Raw genomic sequence first — 22093 nt, forward strand, 5'->3', positions numbered from 1 at the left:
AGCAACGACAACCCGGGCGCCGACGGCTGGGCCGGCACGGGTGCCGTGGTGGGCGTGGCTTCGGGTGCAGATGCCAGCGCAGCCGTGGGTTCTGGCGTGGGCGTGGCAATCCAGGGAAGCTACGGCACGCTGACGCTGCATGCCGACGGAAGCTACACCTATGTGAGCCGAGGCGACAGCATCACGGGCGATGTGATCGATGTGTTCAGCTACGTGGTGCGCGATGCCGATGGCGACGAAGCCACGGCCACGCTGAGCATTGATGTCAGAAACATCAGCCTGGTTTCGACCGCAGCCGATGGCACGGTCAAGGAAAGCGGTCTTGCAGGTGGCTCCACCGAAGGCAGCGGCCACAGCGTGGACAGGCAGGACCTGGGCCTGCCGGAGGGGCACAGCGCCGTGCCCGCTAGCGGTCAGAGCCATTACGGCAACTTTGAAGTCCATGCCGATGGCACCTACAGCTACACGCTGACCACCCAGAGCCAGGGTGATACGGTCACCGACAGCTTCACCTACACGGCCAAGGACGCGTATGGCAATACGGTGACCAACACCGTGACGATCACCATCGTGGACGATGCGCCCGAAGCCATGGACGATGAAGTCTTCCTGGGCAATGCCACGACCATTACGGGCAATGCCGTGGCGGGAGACGGCAAGGGCAATGTGGCCGACGTGCAAGGCGCGGACGGCGCCACCGTCACGGCAGTGACTGGCCCCGGTGGAGCTGCCGGCACGGCAGACGGCAAGGGCATCCTCACCGTGGCAGGCCAGCATGGCAGCCTGGTCATTCAGCCTGACGGCAGTTACGTCTATACGCGTGATAACGGCGAGCCGCTCACGACCACCGAGGTGTTCGAGTACACGCTGACCGATGGCGATGGCGATGCCTCCAAGGCGACGATCACCATCCATATCGACGACAAGACCCCGGTGGTCACGGGCGACGGCAAGGGTCATCCGCCGACTTCCGAGCCTGTCGATCCCAGGGATCCCCATGGTCCCAAGCGCGATGTGCTCAAGCCCGAGAGGCCTGCCAACGAAGCCGGCTTGCCGAATGGCAGCCGGCCCGGAGACGGCAACCGGGTCTCGGGCACGATAGAGCTGACCCCGGGCGACGGTGATTCCACCGTGACCATCACGCCACCGGGCGGCAGCGCTGTGACCCTGGTGCCTGATATCCCGGTGACGATTCCCATGGAGTCGGGCAAGGTGACCGTGACCTACAAGCCGGGGCAGCCTGGGCACAAGCCTGTCATCACCTACGAGTACGAACTGACGGTGGTCACCGTGGGTGATACGAACACGGACGAGTTCGAGGTCAGGATCACCGACGAGGATGGCGACTCCACCCAGGTGACCGTGGTCGTGGACATCATCGATGACCAGCCCGTGGCGAATAACGATGAGGTCTCCATGGGCAACCGCTCGGTCATCACGGGCAATGCGCGTGATGGTGGCTCTCCTGGCAATGTGGCTGACGTGCAGGGAGCAGACGGTGCGACCATTACGGCCGTGGCTGGCGGAACAGCCGATGGCAGCGGAGCCATCACCGTGCAGGGCCAGCATGGAACGCTGGTGATCAGGCCCGATGGCAACTATGTCTACACGCGCCACAACGGCGAACCGCTCACGGCCACCGAGGTGTTCGAGTACACGCTGACCGATGGCGATGGCGATGCCTCCAAGGCGACGATCACCATCCATATCGGTGACAGGACTCCGGTGGTCACGGGCGATGGCAAGGGCAATCCACCCCAGCCGGAAACCGACCCCAAGAACCCCAACGGTCCCAAGCGCGATGTGCTCAAGCCCGAGAGGCCTGCCAACGAAGCCGGCTTGCCGAATGGCAGCCGGCCCGGAGACGGCAACAAGACCACGGGCACGATAGAGCTGACCCCGGGCGATGGCGCATCCACCGTGACCATCACGCCACCGGGCGGCAGCGCCGTGACCCTGGTGCCTGATATCCCGGTGACGATTCCCATGGAGTCGGGCAAGGTGACCGTGACCTACAAGCCGGGGCAGCCTGGGCACAAGCCTGTCATCACCTACGAGTACGAGCTGACCACGCCCACCAAGGGCGATACGACGAGCGATGAGTTCGAGGTCAGGATCACCGACGAGGATGGCGACTTCACCCAGGTCACCGTGGTCGTGGACATCATCGACGACCAGCCCGAGGCCAGGGACGATGCCGCGAACGTGGACAACACCACAGGTCAGGCCAAGGGCCAGGCCCTGGACAACGACACGCTGGGTGCTGACCGTGAGGTGCGGGTCACAGGGGCGAACGGCCCTGATCGACAGGCAGGCAGGGTGGACGCGAATGGACAGATCACGGTCGAGGGGCGTCACGGTACGCTGGTGATCCAGCCCGATGGCAGCTACACCTATACGCGCTACAACGGCGCTCCGCTCACGGCGAGTGAGGTGTTCGAGTACACGATTACCGATAGCGATGGCGACAGCTCCACGGCCAGGATCGTGATTGGTATTGAGCTCGCCGAACCCCAGGTGCCCGTGCAGCCGGAGCCGTCTGAGCCTGATCTGCCAGGCCTGCCGCCGGATTCGCAGGTGTCCCAGTGGACGCCCTCGGTTCCCGATGTGCTGCAGCCGCTTCAGCCCTTGAGTGATCCCAGGGGGGGGCTGGTGACCGGAGACGTGGCACGCAATCCCAGCGTGTTCTGGGACGATCTGAGCAACCGTATGGTCCGCCGCATGATCCAGCCCATGCATCCGGTGCTGTTCGTGAGCCGCGAGGTCGAGGCGCGACAGGCAGACCAGGCACTTCGTGAGCGCCTGGGCAATGACCTGGGACTCCAGCAAGCGGGCGAGGTCCAGACCTCCTCGATCGGTGCAGGGCTTGGCCAGGAGGACACGCTCTTTGTCGGTCAGGCCGTGAAGGCGTCCCAGCGTGAAGGCTCCGTGCTCGCACGACTGGCTCAGCGCCTGCGCGCCAATCTTGCGTTTGCCATGCCTCAGGCCGAGCCCGATGCCGTGACCGATATCGGATTGCCTGAATCGCTGAAACCCCTTGCTGAGCCTGTGCAGGCTGCTCCTGAAGATGAAGCGCCAAAGGCAGGGCAGTCAGAGGCCGCCGAGCAGGCCGGGCTGCTCCTGCAGCGCTGGCAGCAAGAGCTGGCCGAGGCACCTCAGGCCCGCCCGGTCGCTGCTGCGGACTCTTTCACGCAGCAGCTCATGGAGCAGGCGCAACAGCTTCCCGAGCGCCGTCCGAGCTAATCGTCATCTACTTCCAGACCGGGCCGGCACAGCGATGTGCCGGTCACATCCAAGACATCTTTTGAGCGAATCCACAATCATGACAAACCGCATTCCACCTTTCGCCCTGCGTCTGACCGCTGCCTGCATGCCCTTGCTGCTCGCAGCCTGCGGCTCGGTGACCCCCAAGGCCTTCAGCACCGACGAGATCCGCGATCGTGCTGCCCAGGATCTGGTCTCCATGTACAAAGACCAGGAGCCGATCAGCGCCCCCATAGACTTTCACGAGGCAGCGGCGCGCGCCCTCAAATACAACCTGGACTACAAGCTCAAGCTCATGGAGACGGCCCTGAGCCAGAGCCTGCTCGATGTCTCCACCTATGAGATGCTGCCCAAGCTGGTGGCGGGTGCAGGTTATGTGAGCCGCAACAACGATTCGGGCGGCGTCTCCGTGCTCATCGACCCCCCGCGCACGGTTTCGCTCAATCCCTCGACCTCGCAGGAGCGCGATCGCTCGCTGGCCAATCTGTCCTTCTCCTGGAATGCCCTGGACTTTGGCGTCTCCTATTACCGTGCCCAGCAAAAGGCCGACCAGGTGCTGATGGCCGAGGAGCGCCGCCGCAAGGTCATACAGAACGTGCTCCAGGACGTGCGCAACAGCTACTGGCGAGCCGTGGGTGCGCAACAGCTGCTGGGCCGCGTGGATGCACTGCTCGAACGCGTGGAGAAGGCCATGCTGCGCGCCAAGGAAGTGGAAAAGCAAGGCCTCATGCCCCAGGCCCAGGTGCTGGGCTATCAGCGCGCCTTGCTGGACGCGGTGAACACCCTGACACTGCGCCGCCAGGATCTGGAGCTGGCCATGGCCGAGCTGCGCGCCCTGATGTCGGTTGCGCCCGGCGAGAAGATCACCCTGGTCGAGCAGGGCGAGCAGGCCTTGCCGGCCGTGCCCGTGAATGTGGAGGCCCTGGAGCGGTTGGCCCTGGAGCGGCGCCCCGAAATCATGGAGGAGTGGTATCGCAAACGCGTGACCGAAAACGACATCAAGGCCGCCAAGGTGCTGCTGTGGCCGAACATCAGCCTGGATGCGGGCTGGCAATACGACTCCAACAAGTACGCCTACAACAGCAACTGGATAGACACGGGCGTGCGCGTGTCCTGGAACCTGCTCAAGCTCACCCAGTACCCCTCGTTGCAGCGAGCCCATGAAGCCCAGAACACGACCGACGACATGCGCCGCATGGCCTTGTCCATGGCTGTGCTGACCCAGGTGCGCGTGGGCATACAGCGCTACGGCCTGTCCCTGTCGGAACTCCGCTTCGCCGAGGAAAGCGCCCAGGTCGACAAGCGCCTGCTCAACTATGCCAAGGCCGCAGCCAAGAGCCAGTTCGATTCCGAGCTCGAGGTGATTCGCACCGAGGCCCGGGCCCTGCTGGGCGAGTACCAGCGCTTTGCCGCCTACTCCAATGCCCAGGCGGCCTGGGGCCGCTTGTATAACTCCGTGGGCCTGGACATCCTGCCCGAGACCGTGGAAAGCCATGACGTGAAGACGCTGGCGCGCTCCATGCAGGACACCATGGCCCAGTGGCAGCAAGCCGTGTTCCAGGTCGTGGCCAAGTAAGGCGCAGGGCCATGATGCAAACCTCATGCCGACTGCTCGGGGCCCTGGCCCTGGGCGTGATTGCCACCGCCTCCCAGGCGCAGACTGCGGCCGTGCCGGCTCCCCGACCCATGGCGGCGCCTGCCGCCCTTGCTGCGGACCCGAATGCGATCCGGGTGCTGCTCACGCCCGAGCTGGAAACCGTTCTGGCGGCCCAGATGCTGGGTCGCATTGCCAACGTGCACGCGGGTTTGGGCACCCGTGTGGCCAAGGGGCGAACCCTGGTCAGCTTCGATTGCAGCGAGCCCGATGCGCGTCTGCGCATGGCCCAGGCCGAATACGCGAACGCCAAGGAATCACTGGACGTCAAGCAGCGCCTGCGCAAGCTCGACGCTGCCGGCGATACCGAGGTGGTGCTGGCCCAGACCATGGCCGACAAGGCCAAGGCTGCGATTGCCCTGAGCCAGGTGCAGATGGGGCAATGCCTGGTCAAGGCGCCTTTCTCCGGTCATGTGGTCAAGCTGCACGTCAAGCCCGCACAGGGCGTGAACGTGGGTATGCCGCTGCTGGAGATGGTCAGCGACGGCCCGCTCAAGCTGAGGCTCAACGTGCCTTCGCGCTGGCTGCATGCGCTCAAAAAGGACACGCCATTCGAGGTGCTCATAGACGAAACGCGCAAGAGCTATGCGGCCAAGGTCACGGCCATCAACGCGAGGGTGGATGCCGTCGCTCAGACCGTGGAGCTGGAAGCCCGCATAGAGGGGCGTCCGCCCGAGCTGCTTGCCGGCATGAGCGGGGTCGCGCGTTTTTCGGGGATGCAATAAGCCATGAGCACCAGGCCCGCATCGGCCGCATCCGCCGTGGCGCAGCTGGAGGCGCGTGCGCGTGCCGCCAATTCGCCGCTGGAGCTGGCCTTCTCCATTGCCAATGACAGTTTTGGCCTGCTGGGTTTTCGGCAGGCCTTTGTCATGGCCGGCAGTGGAGCGCAGGCACGGCTGCTGACCTTGTCGGGCCTGGCGCCGCCAACCGAGGACAGCCCTTATCTGATCTGGCTGCGCCGCAGCTGGCCTTGGGTGCAGGAGCATGTGGGTGCATCTGGCGGATGGCTGGTTTCGCCGTTGCTGGAAACGTCAGAGGACGTCGGGCCGGAGCTCAAGTCAGCGCCTGCCGAGATTGCCGACGGTTGGCTAGAGTGGTGGCCCCAGGGCATTTATGCCTTGCCCCTGAGGCGGCGCGACGGCGCGATTCTGGCCTGGGCGGCTTTTTTGCTGGATGAGCAACCCGATGCTCTGCATCAGCAGGCCTTGCAGCACCTGGCCGTGCACTGGGGCTATTGCTGGGAGATGCTGGGCGGCAAGCCCAGGCCCAGCCTGCGCCAGCGCTGGAAGGCCATGGGGCGCAAGCGCCATGCCGTCTGGCTGGCTCTGGTCGTGCTGTGCCTGCTGCCGGTGCGCCAGTCGGCCCTGGCGCCTGCCGAGATCGTGGCCCTGGATGCAACCACGGTGGCGGCGGCGCTGGATGGAGTGGTCAAGACCTTTCATGTACGGCCGAACCAGGCGGTCAGGCAAGGCGATCTGCTCCTGTCGCTGGACGAGACCACGCTGCGCAACCGGCTGGATGTGGCCACGCAGTCCGTGGCCGTGGCCGATGCAGAGTGGATGGCGGCCAGCCAGAAGGCGTTCGACAACCTGCAAAGCAAGGGCGAGCTGACCCAGCTTCAGGGCCGGGCGCAGGAAAAAAGAGCCGAGCTGGCCGCCGTGCAGGCCCAGCTGGATCGCATCCATGTGCTGGCTCCGCATGACGGCATTGCGGTGTTCGGTGCTGCCGACGACTGGCTGGGCCGGCCCGTGGTAACGGGCGAGCGCATCATGCAGGTGGCGAATCCTGAGTCCGCAGGCGTGCTGATCTACATGCCTGTGGCCGATGCCCTGGTGCTCGAAGAGAATGCGCCGCTCAAGCTCTTTCTCACGGTCCGGCCCTTGTCGCCACTGCGTGCCACCGTGACCGAGACCAGCTACCAGTCCACGCTGTCGCCCGACAACGTGGCCAGCTACCGCTTGCGTGCCACGCTGGATCCGGGCCAATCGCTCGATGATGCGCGCATTGGCCTGCATGGTACGGCCAAGGTCTCGGGCAACTGGGTGGTGCTGATCTACTATGTGCTGCGCAGGCCGCTGGCCACACTGCGCGAGTGGAGCGGCTGGTGAGCTCCCAAGCCAGTGCCGCCGTGCCCATGGCGGGCCCGGCGACGAAGAAGGCTCCGCCGGCCGCATCCTTGCGCGACGATCTCAAGCTGCACCCCAGCGCGGCCTATGCGGATGGCGCTCCGGCCTGGGTCATACAGGACCCGGTGAGCAATCGTTTCTATCGCATTGGCTGGCTGGAGTACGAGTGCCTGCTGCGCTGGCATATGGCGCCGGCGCGCATGGCCGAGGCCATTCGTGCGAGCACCACGCTGGATGTGCAGGAGGAGCAGGTGCTGCAGTTCGCCCAGTTCCTGGAGCAGCACAACCTGCTGCGTGCGGGGCCGCAAAAAGTCGCCCAACTACAGGAAAAAAGCCGCAATGCCAAGTGGAAGAGCGGCAAATGGTGGCTGCACACCTATTTGTTTGTGCGCCTGCCGCTGCTGCGGCCCCAGCGCATGCTGCAGGCCATGTTGCCCTGGGTTCAGCCCCTGTTCAGCTGGACGGCCCTGTGGCTGCTGCTGGCTGCGACAGGCCTGGGCCTGGTGCTTGTGGTGCGTCAGTGGGACAGCTTTGCCCATGGCTTCATGGACATGCTCTCCCCCTCGGGGCTGGCCGGCTTTGCGCTGGCCCTGATCGTCTCCAAGGCCTTGCACGAACTGGGCCATGCGCTGGTTGCCACACGGCTGGGCGTGCGTGTGGCACACATGGGCGTGGCCCTGGTGGTGTTGTGGCCCATGTTGTATACGGATACCGGCGAGTCCTGGCGCTTGCGCAGCCATCGTCAGAGGCTGGCGATTTCGGTGGCCGGCATCGTCACCGAGCTGGCCCTCGCTGGGCTGGCCACGCTGGCCTGGGCCCTGCTTGATGACGGCATGCTGCGCCAGGCCATGCTGTATCTGGCGACCACGGGTTGGATTCTGTCCCTGCTGCTCAATGCGAGTCCCTTTATGCGTTTCGACGGCTACTTCATTGCCTCGGACCTGCTGGACTTTCCCAATCTGCATGAGCGTGCGGGTGCCATGGCCAAGGCCTTCATGCGGCGCCAGTTACTGGGACTGAACGAGCCCGATCCCGAGCCCTTCAGGCCCGAGGTGCGCTGGAAGCTGCGCCTGTTTGCCTATCTGACCTGGCTGTACAGGCTGACGGTGTTTCTGGGCATTGCGTTTGCGGTGTATTACTTTTTCTTCAAGGCGCTGGGCATTTTTCTGCTGCTCGTGGAGCTGTGGTGGTTTGTCGCCAAGCCTGTGTGGACGGAAATCATGGTGTGGAAAAAGCGCTGGCCCGAGGTTGCGGCCCGCAAGCGGATTTTGATCTGGGGTCTGGTGTGCGGCCTGCTGGCTCTGGCCGTGTTCCCCTGGTCAGCGGATTTGCGGGCTACGGGCTTTGCCCATGCCCAGCGCCAGCAGATCGTCTATAGCCCCGAGCCTGCCCAGGTGCTCGGTGTGGAGCCCGCTGGAGAGGTAGAGGCAGGCCAGGCACTGGCCCAGCTCTACATGCCGGATCTGCTCGCGCGCCAGGCCCGTACCCAGGCCAGTGTTCAGGCCTTGTCCCAGCAATTGCCGCAGCTCATGGGCCAGGAGCAGGGGCTGGACCTGTTGCAGACCACGGCCAGGCGCCTGCAGGAGCAACTGGCCCAGTCTCACGCCATAGACCAGGAGGAGGCCAGACTCAGGCTCAAGGCCGAGTTCGCCGGTCAGTGGATGGATGTGGACAGGCATCTGCGCGCCGGCGCCTGGGTGAATACTCATCATCCTCTGGGCGTGCTGGTGGATCCCGGCAGCTGGGTGGTCGATGCCTATGTGGATCAAAAACAGGTGGCCCGCATCGCCGTGGGCGCAAGGGCGAGCTTCTGGCCCCAGCGCTGGGGCACGCCCTTGAAGGCCACGGTCATCGAGGTGGACCGTGCACGCAGCCAGAAGCTCAGGCATGTGATGCTGGATGCGCGCCATGGCGGAGCCATCGCCACCCAGCCGCATGAGCAGGAGCCCTTGCCCGTGGCGCCTCTCTATCGCGTGCGCCTGCAACTGCATGAGGCGCCGGCCCAGGTGCGTGAACTCAGAGGCTCGGTGCACATCGAGGCCCTGCGCCGCAGCTGGCTATGGCCTACTGTGCAAAGCGGGCTTGCCGTGCTGATCCGCGAGAGCGGGTTCTAGTCGCAGCCTGCCTGCTGGAGAACATATCTCCCGGGAGAGGTCAGCCGCAGTTCTTGCGAATCACTTCCTGGGCACGCTGCTGCTGGCGCGCACGTTCCTCATCGCTCATGAAGCCGCGCTCCCCTTGCGCGTTCACATGGCCTATGAGGCCGCCAGCCTGCAGGGTGTTGAGCGCCGATTGCGCCTCGCGGCAGTTTTCCTGGCGCTGCTTGGCCGCTTTGGCCTCTTCCTGCTTTTGCTTGGCTTGTTCTGCGGCTTGTTGAGCAGCTAGTTTTTCCTGCAATTGCTTGTCCTCGGCTGGGGCTACGGGTTTGTCCGAGGAAACGGATGCCACAGGAGCAGAGGAGGGCGTGGAGGCCGATGGGGCTGGCGTTGCAGCAGTGCTGCCTCCCGGACTTTTGAGAATGTTCTTTGCGGGGATGTGGGCCGGCGGCGGACGGTCGCTGAAAGTCTTGCGACCGTTGTCATCTATCCATTGCCATTGGGCCAGGGCGCTGGCACAAGCAGTGCTTAGCAAGAGAGCGAACAGGCAGTTTTTTGCGTGCATGGTCCGAGTTTAGCGGCATGCGCGGGCAACGTGATCATGAGAAGCCTCCTGGCCTGAGGCCTTGCCACAACGATTTGATGCCAGAGATGTTGCTCGGCGCTGGTGAACACGTTCTTAAAGGCGTTCGCTGGCCAGGGCCGAGGCCAGCCTGGCATCCAGGGGCAGGGGTTCGTGGTGCAGGCGTGCGGCCAGCAGCTCGGCGCACAAAAGAGACAGGGTCAGGCCGCGCGAGCCCAGTGCCGTCAGAGCCCAGAGGCCGGGTGCGGTGCTTGCCACCGGGCCGACCATGGGCAGACGGTCGGGGGCGGCGACGCGCACGGCGGCCCAGGTGGGGCGGGGCGGGGCCGTGAAAAAGCCGCTCAGCGCCGCATGGGCGCAAGGCAGCAGACGCTGGAGCTTGCCACCGTTGGTTGCATGGGCGGCGGCCTGGTCCTCGGGGCTGGGCGGCAGCTCGGTGAGGTCGCGCTCGAAGGTCGAGCCCATGACCCAGGCCTGGCTGGCGTGCTGCGTGGGAAAGACGGGCACCAGGTTGCCATGGCCATTGACGGGAAACGGCGGCATGGCCGCAAGGCTTTGCGGGTCATGCGCATGCCAGCTGACCTGGCCGCGCAGGGGCTGCAGCGGCCAGGCGCTGAAGGGCCGGCCCGGAATACCAAGGCTGCGCGCGAGCAAGGGTGCGGACTCCGGCCCCAGGGCGATCACGACCAGCTCGGCCGTAGCCAGCGTGCTGCCGCGCTCGTCCAATGCCTGCCAGCAGGCCGGATTTTCAGGCGCTGTGATGTCTGGCGGGACAAGACGTGCGACCCGGGCGTTGGCCTGCCATTGGATGCCGGGCTGGCGCAGCAGGGCCTGGACCAGGCGTGCCGGGCGCAGCCAGCCGGCCTGTACATGCCAGCAGGCCGGGCTTTGTGCGGGCAGCCGGGCGGCGGCGAGCTGCTCTGCCGACGGGCTGCGGCTCCAGAAGCTGCCGGCTTCGGCGAGGTCCGGGCTTTGCTGCCAGGCGCGCGGCAGGCGCGGGGCCTCTTCGACGCCATGTTCGAGTACGCCGCTGTGCGCCCAGTCCAGGCCTTCTTCGAGCAGGCCTTGCCGGCTCAGTGTCTGCAACTGCTGCAGCGTGGCGCGCGCACCATCGCGGCTCAGGCGCGACAGCAAGCTGTCGTCGGGCGAGACATGGGGGCAGAACAGGCCTGCGGGCAGGGCCGAGGCGCCGGCCGCTGGCCGGGGTGCGGCATCGAGCACGCTCACCTGCCAGCCGCGCCTGGCCAGGCTGGCAGCGGCCGCGGCGCCGGCAATGCCTGCGCCCAGGACCATGCAGCGCGCAGGCCGGGTCGCCAGCGGCTGGGGCTGGCGGCTGCGCGGCTCCCAGGCCGGGTTGTAGCGGGCCTGCAGCGCATGGCGCCTGGGGGCCATACCCGGTGTCTTGTGGACCTCGAAGCCCAGTTGTGTCAGGCGCTCGCGCACCTGGTCTGCCACGCACCAGGTGGCCAGACGCGTGCCACGCCGGCAGTGGCGCGACAGGGTCTTGAGGGTTTCCAGGCTCCAGAGCTCGGGGTTGAGCGCGGGACTGAGGCCGTCCAGGTAAATGCTGTCGGCCGTGATGCGCTGGCGCCTGAGCACGGTCTGGGCATCGCCGACATAGAGCGTGAGCAGCACGCGGCCCTGCTCGAACACCAGGCGGTGCACGCCGGGCAGCAGGCCCTGGAATTGCGCCGCAAGCTCGTGCGCCAGCGGGCGCAGGTCGGCGGCTTCGGCGGGCAGGGCAGCGAGCAGGTCGGCGGCGGCGACCGGGCAGGCTTCGGTGGCCACATGGTGCAAAAGGCCGGGACGCATGGGATCGGCCTTCCAGGCGGCCCAGGTGAGCAGAAAGTTCAGGCCTAGACCGAAGCCGGTCTCCAGAATCCGCCATTGCGCCGCCTGGCTCCAGGCCTGGGGCAGGCCGCAGCCGGCCAGAAAGATCTGGCTGGCCTGGAGCAGGGCGTTTTCGCTGTGCTGGCATTGGCCAAGGCGTGGGCTGTAAGGCGTGCCGTCGGGCTGGCTGGCAAGGGGTTCGGTCATGGGCGAAGAGGGCGGGACGAAAAGCCGTGCGGCCTGCGGCGGATGGCTTATTCCTCCCAGCGCTGCTGGTAGGAGAATACGGGCAGGCGCCACTTGAAGCGTATGGCCGCAAGCCGCAGTCCGAGGCCGCCGGCAAAGCATAGGACACTGCTGAGGTCGTGGCCGACGCCGAACTTGTTGAGGATCAGGAACAGCAGACATACGGCCAGCGACACGCTTGCATACAGCTCGCGTCTGAAGACCACGGGCACCTGGTTGCACAGCACGTCACGCAAAATGCCGCCGCTGATGCCGGTGAGCATGCCCGACATGACGACCACCACGGGCGGATAGCCGAGCTCCATGGCCACGTTGCAGCCGATCAGCGAGAAGGCGATCAGGCCCATGGCGTCGAGCAGCAGAAAGATCTGCTTGAGATGGTGCATGTGGCGCGCGACCACGGTGGTCAGCAGGCCGGCCGAGATCACGAGATACACGTATTCGGGGTGCTGGGTCCAGCCTATGGGGTAGTGGCCCAGCACCATGTCGCGTATCGTGCCTCCGCCCAGGGCCGTGACGAAGGCGATCACGGCCACGCCGAAGATGTCCATGTTGCGCCGCCCTGCGGCCAGGGCGCCGGACATGGCTTCGGCCGTGATGGCCACGAGGTAGATCACCAGCATGGTGGTGATCTGGGACAGCTGGAACGAGTCCAGCAGGGAGACGGATGGAAGCACACAAACCTCTGCTCAAAAGCCGCCTGGCGCTGCGATGCGCCAAGCTGTCATGCCTCTCCCGCTGTCCTTGGTACCTGAGAGTTGCGCCCGTGGCTTGCGGCCAGGGCTTGCCCCTTCGGTGAGCCTGTGCGGCCCGGGGGCGCGGCTTCTCTCCAGTCGGCGATGGGTTTCGCGGTCTTGGTGCCTGAGCGATTATGGGAGTTTGCGCCTTCGGCGGAGGCTGCGGCGGGGCGCGCCTCTCTCTCCCGCGAAATCAGCCGCGCATTGTAGGCCTTGTTGCGCGCGGGCCGAAAAGCAAATGCCCCCGATGGCCTGGCCTCGGGGGCATTTGCATGGAGCCGGACGCAAGGTCAGCTCCCTTGTTTTGATAGCTGCCAGCGCTTGCTACACCTCGTTTTCAGATCGATTCATACCTGAAATGCAGGTGTGGAAGGCGCTAGCCGCTATGAAAAAGAAGGATCAGGCGCTGGGCGGGACATAGCCCGCCGCCGCGTCGGCGCCGCCGCCGAAGAAGTGGCCTTCCATCTGGCGTGCGAGGTACTGGCGTGCACGCGCATCGGCAAGGTTGAGGCGGTTTTCATTGACCAGCATGGTCTGGTGCTTGAGCCAGTCGGCCCAGGCCTGCTTGCTCACGCTCTCGAAGATGCGCTTGCCGAGCTCGCCGGGGTAAGGAGGAAAGTCCAGGCCTTCGGCGTCAACGCCAAGCTTGATGCAGTGAACAGTGCGTGCCATGTGGGTGCAGTCCTTCTTTGTGCAGGAGATTGTCAGATGTTTTGGGTATAACAAACTGAAATCTTATTGGTTTGAGTTTTAAGTATTGGCTTTGAGAATGGGCCGCAGTGACAAACAGTCTTGTTCCATCCCAACCAGTACGACCGATGAAAATTCGCCGCCACTTTATCAAGTTTCCTGTAGCCCTTGGCCTGATCGCCGGCTTATCCCTTGCGGCGCAGCCGGTGCTCGCCCAGAGCGCACAGCTGCTCAACGTCTCATATGACCCCACGCGGGAGCTCTACGTGGAGTACAACCAGGCCTTTGCCAAGCACTGGAAGGCCAAGAGCGGCCAGGAGGTGGGCATCCGCCAGTCGCACGGCGGCTCGGGCAAGCAGGCGCGCTCCATCATCGACGGCCTGGAGGCCGATGTGGCCACCCTGGCGCTGGCCGGCGACATAGATGCCCTGGTCAAGAACGGCGCTCTGGTCGGGGCCGACTGGCAAAAGCGCCTGCCGCACAACTCCGCGCCTTACAGCTCGACCATCGTGTTCCTGGTCAAGAAGGGCAATCCCAAGGGCCTCAAGGACTGGGACGATCTCGTCAGGCCCGGCGTCCAGGTGATCACGCCCAATCCCAAGACCAGCGGCGGCGCGCGCTGGAATTATCTTGCGGCCTGGGAGTTCGCCAAGCGCAAGTACGGCGGGGACGGCAAGGCCCAGGACTTCATCGCCCGGCTGTTCAAGAATGTCCCCGTGCTGGATACGGGAGCGCGCGGCGCCACGATCACCTTTGTGCAGCGCGGCGTGGGCGATGTGCTGCTGGCCTGGGAGAACGAGGCCTTTCTGGCGCTGAAGGAGTTCGGGCCCGAGAAATTCCAGATCGTCGTGCCCTCGATCTCCATCCTGGCCGAGCCCTCGGTGGCCGTGGTCGACAAGGTCGTGGACAAAAAGGGCACGCGCGCCGTGGCCGAGGAATATCTGAAATACCTGTACTCGGACGAGGCCCAGCGCATTGCCGGACGCAACTACTACCGGCCCACGGACGACAAGATCAAGGCCGAGTTCGCGAGCAAGTTCCCCAAGCTGGAGCTGTTCACCATAGACCAGGCCTTTGGCGGCTGGGCCGCTGCCGACAAGGCGCACTTTGCCGATGGCGGCAGCTTCGACCGCATCTACGCCAGGAAATGAGGCCGATGCGCCTTGCGACCCAGCCGGGCTTGCGGCCCGGTGTCTGAAACCTCGATCCATTCTTTGCCATGTCCATTGTCTTGATTGCCGGCAGCCCCTCCCAACCCTCGCGCTCCACGGCCTTGCTGCAGGCCACGGCCCACAAGCTGCGCAGCCGTGAGCTTGCGGTGCAGGCGCCCCTGGTGCTGTCCGAGCTCCCGGCCCAGGCCTTGCTCAAGGCCCAGGCCCATGAATCCGGCATCGATGCCGCCGTGGCCCGCGTGGCCCAGGCCCAGGTGCTGGTCGTGGCCACGCCGGTCTACAAGGCCGCGTACAGCGGCCTGCTCAAGGTGTTTCTCGATCTGCTGGCGCAGACGGCCTTCAGGGACAAGCTGATCCTGCCGCTGGCCACAGGAGGCAGCCCGCACCACATGCTGGCGCTGGACTATGCGCTGCGTCCCGTGCTCCAGTCCCTGGGCGCGCGCCACATCCTGCCGGGCATCTACGCGACCGAGCACCAGGTGCGCCTGCTGCCCGAAGGCGGCCATGAGCTGGCCCCGGAGATCTCGGCGCGCATCGACGAGGCCGTGCAGCTCATCGTCGATGACCGCCGGCGCCAGGCCCGGCCGGCCACGGAGTTCGAGCCCGTGGACTTCGCCCAGGTGCGCTGTAGCGTTTGATCCCCGGCGCCGACGGCGCCGCTTCTCTCCCTCTCTCTCGTCTCTCTCGTCTCTCACTTTTCCCCTGCTCTAGGGCGAGCTTTTTGCGCATGGCTTCGGCATGTGTGGGCGCAGCTTTGCCTGGAGCAAGGAGTTTGAACAAGGATTTTTCATGACCAGGCTGGATCTGACTTCTGCTTTCATCGACGGGCGCCGGCGCAAGCTGCTGGGCGCAGGACTGGCGGGCGGCATCGCAGGGCTGGCTCCGCAGGCATGGGCGCAGAGCCGCTCGGGTTCGGCCAGGGACGAGCGCGTGCTGCGCGTGGGCTATCAGAAAGGCTGGCTGTCGATTCTGAAAAAACAGGGCACGCTGGAAAAGCTGCTGGCGCCGCTGGGCGTGAGGCTCAGCTGGGTGGAGTTCAATGCAGGCCCGGTGCAGCTCGAAGCCTTGAACGTGGGCTCCATAGACTTTGGCGATGTGGGCGAGGCCCCGCCCATATTCGCCCAGGCCGCAGGCGCTGCGCTGGTGTATGCCGCGGCCTCGGTGCCGCGCCCGGCCCAGGAAGCCGTGCTGCTGCCCAAGGACTCTTCGATCAGGAGCGTGCAGGACCTCAAAGGCAAGCGCGTGGCCTACAACAAGGGCTCCAACGTGCACTACTTTCTGGTCAAGCTGCTCGAAAAGCACGGCCTGCGCTATAGCGATGTGCAGTCGGTCTTTCTGGCACCGGCCGATGCCCGCGCAGCCTTCGAGCGCGGCGCCGTCGATGCCTGGGCCATCTGGGACCCGTTCCTCGCAGCGGCCCAGCAAAGCCTGGGCGCGAAAGTGCTGGCCGATGCCTCCGGCGTGGTCAGCAACCGCTACTACCTCTTCACCTCGCGCGACTACGCCACGCACAACGCCGATGTGCTGCGCATTGCCGTGGATGCGGTGCGGGGCGTGGAGGCCTGGGCCGAGAAGAACCGGGCTGCAGCGGCGCAGGAGCTGTCCCAGGTGCTGGGGCTGGAGCAGTCGATCACCGGGCTCTACATCCAGCGCTACAGCTATGGCCTGGGGCCCGTGACGCGGGAGATCCTGGCCGAGCAGCAAGGCATTGCCGACACTTTCTACGAGCTCAGGCTGATCCCCAGAAAGCTCAATCTGCTGCATGCGGCCCCGGTGCAGGGCTGAGCGCCGCTGCGTGGCAAAGAAAGTGCATCGACATGCATTGCATTCGGCGCAGCCAAGGCCTTGGCGGCCTGCCAGGTGCAGAAAGCGCTCAAGAGCACGACATGAAGGCCAGTTCGCGGTACTGGCTCTATGAGGAGTAAAAACATGCAGGTTTTCTGGTTCATCCCCACCCATGGCGACAGCCGCTATCTGGGCACGAGCGAGGGCGGGCGGGAGCTCAGCTTCGACTATCTCAAGCAGGTGGCCGTGGCGGCCGACAGCCTTGGCTATGAGGGCGTGCTCATTCCCACGGGTCGCTCCTGCGAGGATCCCTGGGTCGTGGCCTCCAGCCTCGCGGCCGTGACCCGCAGGCTCAAGTTTCTCGTGGCCGTGCGCCCGGGCCTGCACCAGCCCAGTCTGGCCGCGCGCATGGCCGCGAGCTTCGACCGCCTGTCCGAAGGGCGCTTGCTGATCAACCTGGTGACGGGCGGGGATCGTGCCGAGCTCGAAGGTGATGGCGTGTTTCTGGACCATGCACAGCGCTATGCGCAGTCCAGCGAGTTCATCCATATCTGGCGCGAAATCCTCTCGCGCAGCCATGAGGGGCGGGCGCTGGACTTCGAAGGCGAGCATTTGTCCGTCAAAGGGGCCAAGCTTTTGTTTCCCCCATTGCAAAAGCCTTATCCGCCGCTGTATTTCGGCGGATCTTCACCTGCCGCCCATGCGCTGGCGGCCGAGCATGTGGATGCCTATCTGAGCTGGGGCGAGCCACCGGCCGAAGTGGCGCGCAAGATCGCCGATGTGCGCGCCAGGGCCGAGCGCCATGGGCGCAGGCTGCAATACGGGATACGCCTGCACGTCATCGTGCGTGAAACCGAGAGCCAGGCCTGGGCTGCTGCCGAGAGCCTGATCAGCCGGCTCGACGATGACACCGTGGCCCTGGCCCAGTCGGCCTTTGCGCGCATGGACTCCGAAGGCCAGCGGCGCATGGCGGCCCTGCATGGGGCGGGCAAGGGGCGCACGCGCGCCGAGCTCGAGATCAGCCCCAACCTCTGGGCCGGCGTAGGCCTGGTGCGCGGCGGCGCGGGCACGGCCCTGGTCGGCGATCCCCGCAGCGTGGCGGCGCGCATCCAGGAATATGCGGATCTGGGCATAGACACCTTTGTGCTCTCGGGCTATCCGCATCTGGAGGAGGCCTACCGCTTTGCGGAGCTGGTGTTTCCGCTGCTGCCGCTCAAGCTCAGAAACAGGCTCTCGGGTGGCAATGCGCTGGGCGGCCCGTTCGGCGAGACCGTGGGCAATCAGTACACGCCGCTGCGGGCGGCCCAGAGCTGAAAGGGGCAGGGCATGAGCAATGCCGTTCAGATCATTCAGGCTGCACCGCTTGCCGGGGCTGCAGGGCTGGCGCGCTTTGCGGCCAGGCTAGGCCAGCGTTTGCTGCCCTGGTTGCTGCCGCTGGCCCTGGTCGGCCTGTGGCAGCTGTCTTCGGCCCTGGGCTGGCTCTCCAGCCGCGTGCTGCCGGCGCCGCTGGATGTGTTGCGCGCGGCCGCCGCGCTGACGGCCTCGGGCGAGCTGCTCGAACATGTGCAGGTCAGCGCCGGCCGGGCGCTGGCGGGGCTGGCGCTGGGCGGCAGCCTGGGCCTGCTTCTCGGGCTGCTCACGGGATCGCTGCGCTTGGCCGAGACCCTGCTGGATTCGAGCATCCAGATGCTGCGCACGATTCCGGCCCTGGCCATGATTCCGCTGGTCATCCTGTGGTTCGGCATAGACGAAAGCGCCAAGCTGTTCCTGATCAGTATCTCGGTGTTCTTTCCCCTCTATCTCAACACCTTTCACGGCATACGCAATGTGGATCCGGCGCTGATCGAGATGGGGCGCAGCTACGGGCTTACGCGCTGGCAACTGTACCGCGAGGTGATTCTGCCCGGGGCCCTGTCGTCGATTCTTGTGGGGCTGCGCTTTTCTCTGGGCCTGATGTGGGTGATTCTCATCGTCGCCGAGACCATTTCCGCGCAGCAGGGCATTGGCTACCTGACCACGAATGCGCGCGAGTTTCTGCAGACCGATGTGGTGCTGGTGGGCATTTTGCTCTACGCCCTGCTGGGCAAGCTGGCCGATGCGGTGGCGCGCCTGCTGGAGAGCTGGTGGCTGCGCTGGCACCCGGGCTATCAAAAGTTGCGCTAGGCAAGGAGGTCGTATGAGCCGTTGGTCCAATCTGAAAACATCGCTGGCCCTGGCCGTGGAGGCAAGTGCAGTACAGCCTTTGCTGGCCTGGGAAAGCGCGCTTGCCGAGGCGCTCCCCGAACAAGGTGCAGATGCGGCCCTGCACAAGAATGCCGCGCCGCGCCCCAGGGGGGTGAGCCTGCAGGCCCAAGGCCTGAGTAAGCGCTATGGCGAGCGTGAGGTCTTGCGCCAGGTGCATCTGCGGGTGGAGCCCGGGGAGTTCGTGGCCATCGTCGGGCGCAGCGGCTGCGGCAAGAGCACCTTGCTGCGGCTGGTCGCGGGGCTTGAGCAAGGCTCGGCAGGCAGTCTGCTGCTCGATGGTGAAGCCACGGGCGCGCGCAGCGGCCAAGGTGCTGGCGTGCAGCCGGACGCCTTGGGAGGCACGCGCATCATGTTCCAGGAGGCGCGGCTGCTGCCCTGGCGGCGTGTGCTGGCCAATGTCATCCTGGGATTGCCGCGTGAGGCCAGGCAGCGCGGCCACGAGGTGCTGGCCCAGGTCGGGCTGGCCGAGCGCGCCCACGAATGGCCTGCGCGCCTCTCGGGCGGCCAGCGTCAGCGTGTGGCGCTGGCCAGAGCCCTGGTGCACGAACCGCGCCTGCTGCTGCTGGACGAGCCTCTGGGAGCGCTGGACGCGCTGACGCGCATGGAGATGCACAGGCTCATAGAAGAGCTGTGGCTGCGCCATGGCTTCACGGCCCTGCTGGTGACGCACGACGTGCAGGAGGCCGTGGCCCTGGCCGACCGCGTGGTGCTCATCGAGGACGGGCGCATTGCCCTGGATGAGCGCGTGGCCTTGCCAAGGCCGCGCCAGCACGGCAGCGCGGCCCTGGCCGAGGTGGAGAGGCGCATTCTGGACCGGGTGTTGCAAAAGCCCGCATCAGAAACGCCGCCCGTCGACATGCAGGGCCTGGAGTCCGGCTGGCCGGCGCATGGCCTGCGCTGGGCCATATGACACACGAAATTCAGGCGATTTCAATTCATTCACACAAGGAGGAAATATGTCCATTCAAGCCATCAACGTACGCAACCAGTTCAAGGGCAAGGTGCGGGAAATCATTCGCGGAGACGTGGTCTCGGAAGTCGATGTGCAAACGCCCTGGGGCGTGGTGACTTCGGTGATCACCACGCGTTCGGTCGACGAGCTGGGCCTGGCCGTGGGCTCGGATGTGGTCGCCCTGGTCAAGTCCACCGAGGTCTCGATCGCCAAGCTTTGAACACGCTCTAAGAGCGTGTTTACGATCTCCTCGCGGCGCGCCAGTGTCTTTGCGGGATGGGATACGAGGCGCGACACCGCAGCAATAGCCGCGCTATTGCGAGGATTCGCAACGCTGTAGACCGCCCGCAAAGGCACTGGCCCCAAGGGTTGGAGCGAAATCGGGCGATTTCTTCGCGCTGGCCCTTGCTTGCACCCCGGTGCAAGCTGCACCCCATCGCTTTGAACTCATCCCGATTGCGCTCCAACGCGGCAGCGTAGAGATCGTGAACACGCTCTAAAGCGTCAGGCGCGGGGCGGGATAGGCCCCGCAGCCCACGCATGTCTTGGGGCGTGGAAATTTACATGAAAACCCGTTGAAGCCCTTTATCCATGAGCGCAACCAGCTCTTTTTTAAATAGCAAAACATGAATTTCCAGCAACTGCGTTCCGTGCGCGAGGCCGCAAGACGTGGTTTCAATCTGACCGAGGTCGCAATTCATCTGCATACCTCCCAGCCGGGCGTCAGCCGGCAGATACGCGAGCTGGAGGAGGAGCTGGGGGTGGAGATCTTCGTGCGTGCAGGCAAGCGCCTCACCGGGCTGACACCGCCGGGCGAGGCCATGCTGGCCACGGTGGAGCGCCTGCTGCAGGAGGCCGACAACCTGCGCCGCGTGGGCGACGAGTTCAAGGCCAGCGAGCGCGGCCGGCTGACCGTGGCGGCCACGCACTCCCAGGCGCGCTATGTGCTGCCCCAGGTGGTGCACGACTTCAGGCTTCATTACCCCCAGGTCTCGCTGCATCTGCACCAGGGCTCGCCCAGACAGGTGGCCGAGATGCTGTGCTCGGGCGAGGCCGACATCGGCGTGGCCACCGAGGCTCTGGCCAGTTACGAGCAGCTTGTGACCCTGGCCTGCTACCGCTGGTCGCACTCCATCATCGTGCCCCCCGGACATGCACTGCTGGCCGAGCCCGGGCCTGTGACGCTGCAGGCGCTGGCACGCCATCCGATCATCACCTATGACCTCGGCTATACGGGACGCGCGCATATTGACAAGGCCTTTGCGCGCGCGGGCCTGAGCCCTGACGTCGTGCTCACGGCCATGGATGCGGACGTGATCAAGACCTATGTGGAGCTCGGCATGGGCGTGGGGGTGATTGCCTCCATAGCCTTCGATGCCGAGCGCGACCGGCATTTGCAGGCCCTGGATGCGCGCCACCTCTTCGAGATCAACCTCACCCGGCTGGCCCTGCGCCGAGGCGCCTGGCTGCGCGACTATGTCTACAGCTTCATCGAGAGCTTTGTGCCTACGCTGACCCCGCAGGTCGTGCGCGATGCCATGGCCGAGCCCTGGATCGAAGCCAGGGCATGAGTGCGGCTGCCAGGGATCAAGCCCTCGCAGGCATGACTGCAATGCGGCCATTGAAGACCTGAATTGATTTTGAGCCATGTTTTTCTGCCATAATTGCTGACTTCGGCGTGTAGCGCAGCCTGGTAGCGCACTTGCATGGGGTGCAAGGGGTCGCGAGTTCGAATCCCGCCACGCCGACCATATTCATAAGGGCTCTTAGCTGGAAAGTTAGGGGCCCTTTTTGATTGCTGGATTTCTTCAACCATGCGCAACTCTTGTAGCAACTGTGTCCGGGTTCAGTACTCGCCGGGGCAAGGTGTTGGCAGGGCGGAGCAGGGACGGTGCGTCCGGCCTTGCATGCCGCCCGGCATGCATCCAAAAGCAGTGCGCGGGAGAGCCATCTGCTAATGCAACAGGAAACTTAAATGCAAAACTACAAAGAGCTATTGGCGCAAAAGGCCGAGCTGGACAAGCAAATCGAACAGGCTCGCAACCAGGAGTCCAAGGCGGCCCTGGCCACGGTAAGACAACTGGTCGAAAGCTTTGGCTTCACTGCGCAGCAAGTCTTTCCCTGGAAGCCTGAAACCAAGAAAAAGGCCGAGGTCAAATACTATGACCCCGAAAGCGGCAATACCTGGACCGGTCGTGGCAAACCGCCCAAATGGATTGCGGACAAGGATCGCAGCCAGTTTGAAATCAAGAAAAACGAAGACCTGTTCGACGCAGAGGCCTGATCTAAATCCTCGGCGCTGTTGAAGAGGTTGTCTTCAAGACGTCCGCAATCCGGCCATTGAAGCGTTCGACCATGCCATTGGTTCTTGGGGCTCCGGGCTTGGTCAGGCGATGCTCGATGCCCAGTTGTTCGCATAGCTGATCGAACTTGTGGTTGCCGCTGAGCGCGCGCTCACGGCTGGCAAACAGGCGATCGATGAACTTCTTGCTGTTGTCGGTCAGCAGCTTGCTGATCTTGATGGGAAAGGCCTTGTGCAAGGCCTTCAAGAAAGCCTTGGCATTGGCGGCTGTCTTGTTGGATTTGACCCGCACAAACACCCGGCGGGTTGCGCGGTCTATGTCTATGGCCACGAACAGGTAGCGGCGCTTGGCCTCGTCCTGCATCTGCGGCAGGTACTTCACGTCCATGTGCAAATAACCCGGGATGCGAAA

General features: G+C 65.0%; 18 protein-coding genes, 1 tRNA gene, 2 pseudogenes and 1 riboswitch. Of the genes and pseudogenes, 15 read left to right on the forward strand and 6 right to left on the reverse strand.

Features of this window, described 5'->3' with window-relative positions; translation table 11 throughout:
• From G486_RS22495 to G486_RS0115240, 5 genes are all read left to right on the forward strand, one after another.
• Positions 1 to 3243: Ig-like domain-containing protein (locus tag G486_RS22495; RefSeq protein ID WP_034387932.1), on the forward strand; the 3243-nt coding region annotated here is incomplete at its 5' end.
• Positions 3244 to 3322: 79 nt separating this feature from the next.
• Positions 3323 to 4840, forward strand: a complete 1518-nt coding sequence (locus G486_RS0115225; RefSeq protein WP_051303587.1) for a TolC family protein — start codon at positions 3323 to 3325, stop codon at positions 4838 to 4840.
• Between the two features lie 11 nt (positions 4841 to 4851).
• Positions 4852 to 5643 carry an efflux RND transporter periplasmic adaptor subunit gene (locus G486_RS0115230; RefSeq protein ID WP_027016316.1) on the forward strand — a complete coding sequence of 264 codons (792 nt, stop codon included), beginning with the start codon at positions 4852 to 4854 and terminating at the stop codon, positions 5641 to 5643.
• Between the two features lie 3 nt (positions 5644 to 5646).
• On the forward strand, positions 5647 to 7026 hold the full coding sequence (locus tag G486_RS0115235; RefSeq protein WP_027016317.1) for an efflux RND transporter periplasmic adaptor subunit: 1380 nt from the start codon (positions 5647 to 5649) through the stop codon (positions 7024 to 7026).
• The gene (locus tag G486_RS0115240) at positions 7023 to 9158 is read left to right on the forward strand and encodes a site-2 protease family protein (protein ID WP_245587339.1); all 2136 of its coding nucleotides are present in this window, start codon (positions 7023 to 7025) and stop codon (positions 9156 to 9158) included. Before G486_RS0115235 ends, G486_RS0115240 begins: the two co-directional genes overlap by 4 nt.
• 40 nt (positions 9159 to 9198) lie before the next feature.
• On the opposite strand, the gene G486_RS24595 is transcribed toward G486_RS0115240, so the two are convergent.
• The 5 genes and pseudogenes from G486_RS24595 to G486_RS0115260 form a co-directional block, all read right to left on the reverse strand.
• Positions 9199 to 9492, reverse strand: a complete 294-nt coding sequence (locus tag G486_RS24595; protein WP_245587340.1) for a hypothetical protein — start codon at positions 9490 to 9492, stop codon at positions 9199 to 9201.
• A 36-nt stretch (positions 9493 to 9528) separates the two neighbouring features.
• Positions 9529 to 9705, reverse strand: a pseudogene (locus G486_RS24600) (DUF4124 domain-containing protein); the annotation flags it as partial.
• Between the two features lie 114 nt (positions 9706 to 9819).
• The gene (gene mnmC / locus G486_RS0115250; RefSeq protein WP_027016320.1) at positions 9820 to 11760 is read right to left on the reverse strand and encodes an FAD-dependent 5-carboxymethylaminomethyl-2-thiouridine(34) oxidoreductase MnmC; all 1941 of its coding nucleotides are present in this window, start codon (positions 11758 to 11760) and stop codon (positions 9820 to 9822) included.
• 47 nt (positions 11761 to 11807) lie between these two features.
• Positions 11808 to 12476 carry a trimeric intracellular cation channel family protein gene (locus G486_RS0115255; protein ID WP_027016321.1) on the reverse strand — a complete coding sequence of 223 codons (669 nt, stop codon included), beginning with the start codon at positions 12474 to 12476 and terminating at the stop codon, positions 11808 to 11810.
• Between the two features lie 162 nt (positions 12477 to 12638).
• Positions 12639 to 12734, reverse strand: a riboswitch (glycine riboswitch).
• A gap of 201 nt (positions 12735 to 12935) precedes the next feature.
• Entirely contained in the window at positions 12936 to 13208 is a 273-nt protein-coding gene (locus tag G486_RS0115260; protein ID WP_027016322.1) for an oxidative damage protection protein, read from the reverse strand.
• Between the two features lie 146 nt (positions 13209 to 13354).
• Between G486_RS0115260 and G486_RS0115265 the strand changes: the two genes are divergently transcribed.
• The 10 genes from G486_RS0115265 (at position 13355) to G486_RS0115310 (ending at position 21663) form a co-directional block, all read left to right on the forward strand.
• Positions 13355 to 14377 carry a sulfate ABC transporter substrate-binding protein gene (locus G486_RS0115265; protein ID WP_027016323.1) on the forward strand — a complete coding sequence of 341 codons (1023 nt, stop codon included), beginning with the start codon at positions 13355 to 13357 and terminating at the stop codon, positions 14375 to 14377.
• 68 nt (positions 14378 to 14445) lie between these two features.
• Positions 14446 to 15036, forward strand: a complete 591-nt coding sequence (gene ssuE / locus G486_RS0115270; protein ID WP_027016324.1) for an NADPH-dependent FMN reductase — start codon at positions 14446 to 14448, stop codon at positions 15034 to 15036.
• Between the two features lie 151 nt (positions 15037 to 15187).
• The gene (locus tag G486_RS0115275; protein WP_027016325.1) at positions 15188 to 16183 is read left to right on the forward strand and encodes an aliphatic sulfonate ABC transporter substrate-binding protein; all 996 of its coding nucleotides are present in this window, start codon (positions 15188 to 15190) and stop codon (positions 16181 to 16183) included.
• A gap of 144 nt (positions 16184 to 16327) precedes the next feature.
• Positions 16328 to 17497 carry an FMNH2-dependent alkanesulfonate monooxygenase gene (gene ssuD, locus G486_RS0115280; RefSeq protein WP_027016326.1) on the forward strand — a complete coding sequence of 390 codons (1170 nt, stop codon included), beginning with the start codon at positions 16328 to 16330 and terminating at the stop codon, positions 17495 to 17497.
• A 12-nt stretch (positions 17498 to 17509) separates the two neighbouring features.
• Positions 17510 to 18346: an aliphatic sulfonate ABC transporter permease SsuC gene (ssuC, locus tag G486_RS0115285; protein WP_027016327.1), complete on the forward strand. Its 837-nt coding sequence runs from the start codon at positions 17510 to 17512 to the stop codon at positions 18344 to 18346.
• 13 nt (positions 18347 to 18359) lie between these two features.
• Entirely contained in the window at positions 18360 to 19337 is a 978-nt protein-coding gene (locus G486_RS0115290; protein ID WP_027016328.1) for an ATP-binding cassette domain-containing protein, read from the forward strand.
• Positions 19338 to 19383: 46 nt separating this feature from the next.
• The gene (locus tag G486_RS0115295; RefSeq protein WP_027016329.1) at positions 19384 to 19599 is read left to right on the forward strand and encodes a TOBE domain-containing protein; all 216 of its coding nucleotides are present in this window, start codon (positions 19384 to 19386) and stop codon (positions 19597 to 19599) included.
• A 406-nt stretch (positions 19600 to 20005) separates the two neighbouring features.
• Positions 20006 to 20950, forward strand: coding sequence for a CysB family HTH-type transcriptional regulator (locus G486_RS0115300; protein WP_027016330.1), 945 nt, complete (start codon positions 20006 to 20008; stop codon positions 20948 to 20950).
• A 103-nt stretch (positions 20951 to 21053) separates the two neighbouring features.
• Positions 21054 to 21130, forward strand: a tRNA-Pro gene (locus tag G486_RS0115305).
• A gap of 224 nt (positions 21131 to 21354) precedes the next feature.
• Positions 21355 to 21663, forward strand: a complete 309-nt coding sequence (locus G486_RS0115310) for an H-NS histone family protein (RefSeq protein WP_027016331.1) — start codon at positions 21355 to 21357, stop codon at positions 21661 to 21663.
• Here the strand turns inward: G486_RS0115310 and G486_RS22500 are convergent.
• Positions 21660 to 22084, reverse strand: a pseudogene (locus tag G486_RS22500) (DDE-type integrase/transposase/recombinase); the annotation flags it as partial. The gene G486_RS0115310 and the pseudogene G486_RS22500 sit on opposite strands and share 4 nt — an antisense overlap.
• Positions 22085 to 22093 lie beyond the last annotated feature (9 nt).

Origin of the sequence: Comamonas composti DSM 21721 (assembly GCF_000429845.1) — a bacterium.
Classification (GTDB): domain Bacteria; phylum Pseudomonadota; class Gammaproteobacteria; order Burkholderiales; family Burkholderiaceae_C; genus Comamonas; species Comamonas composti.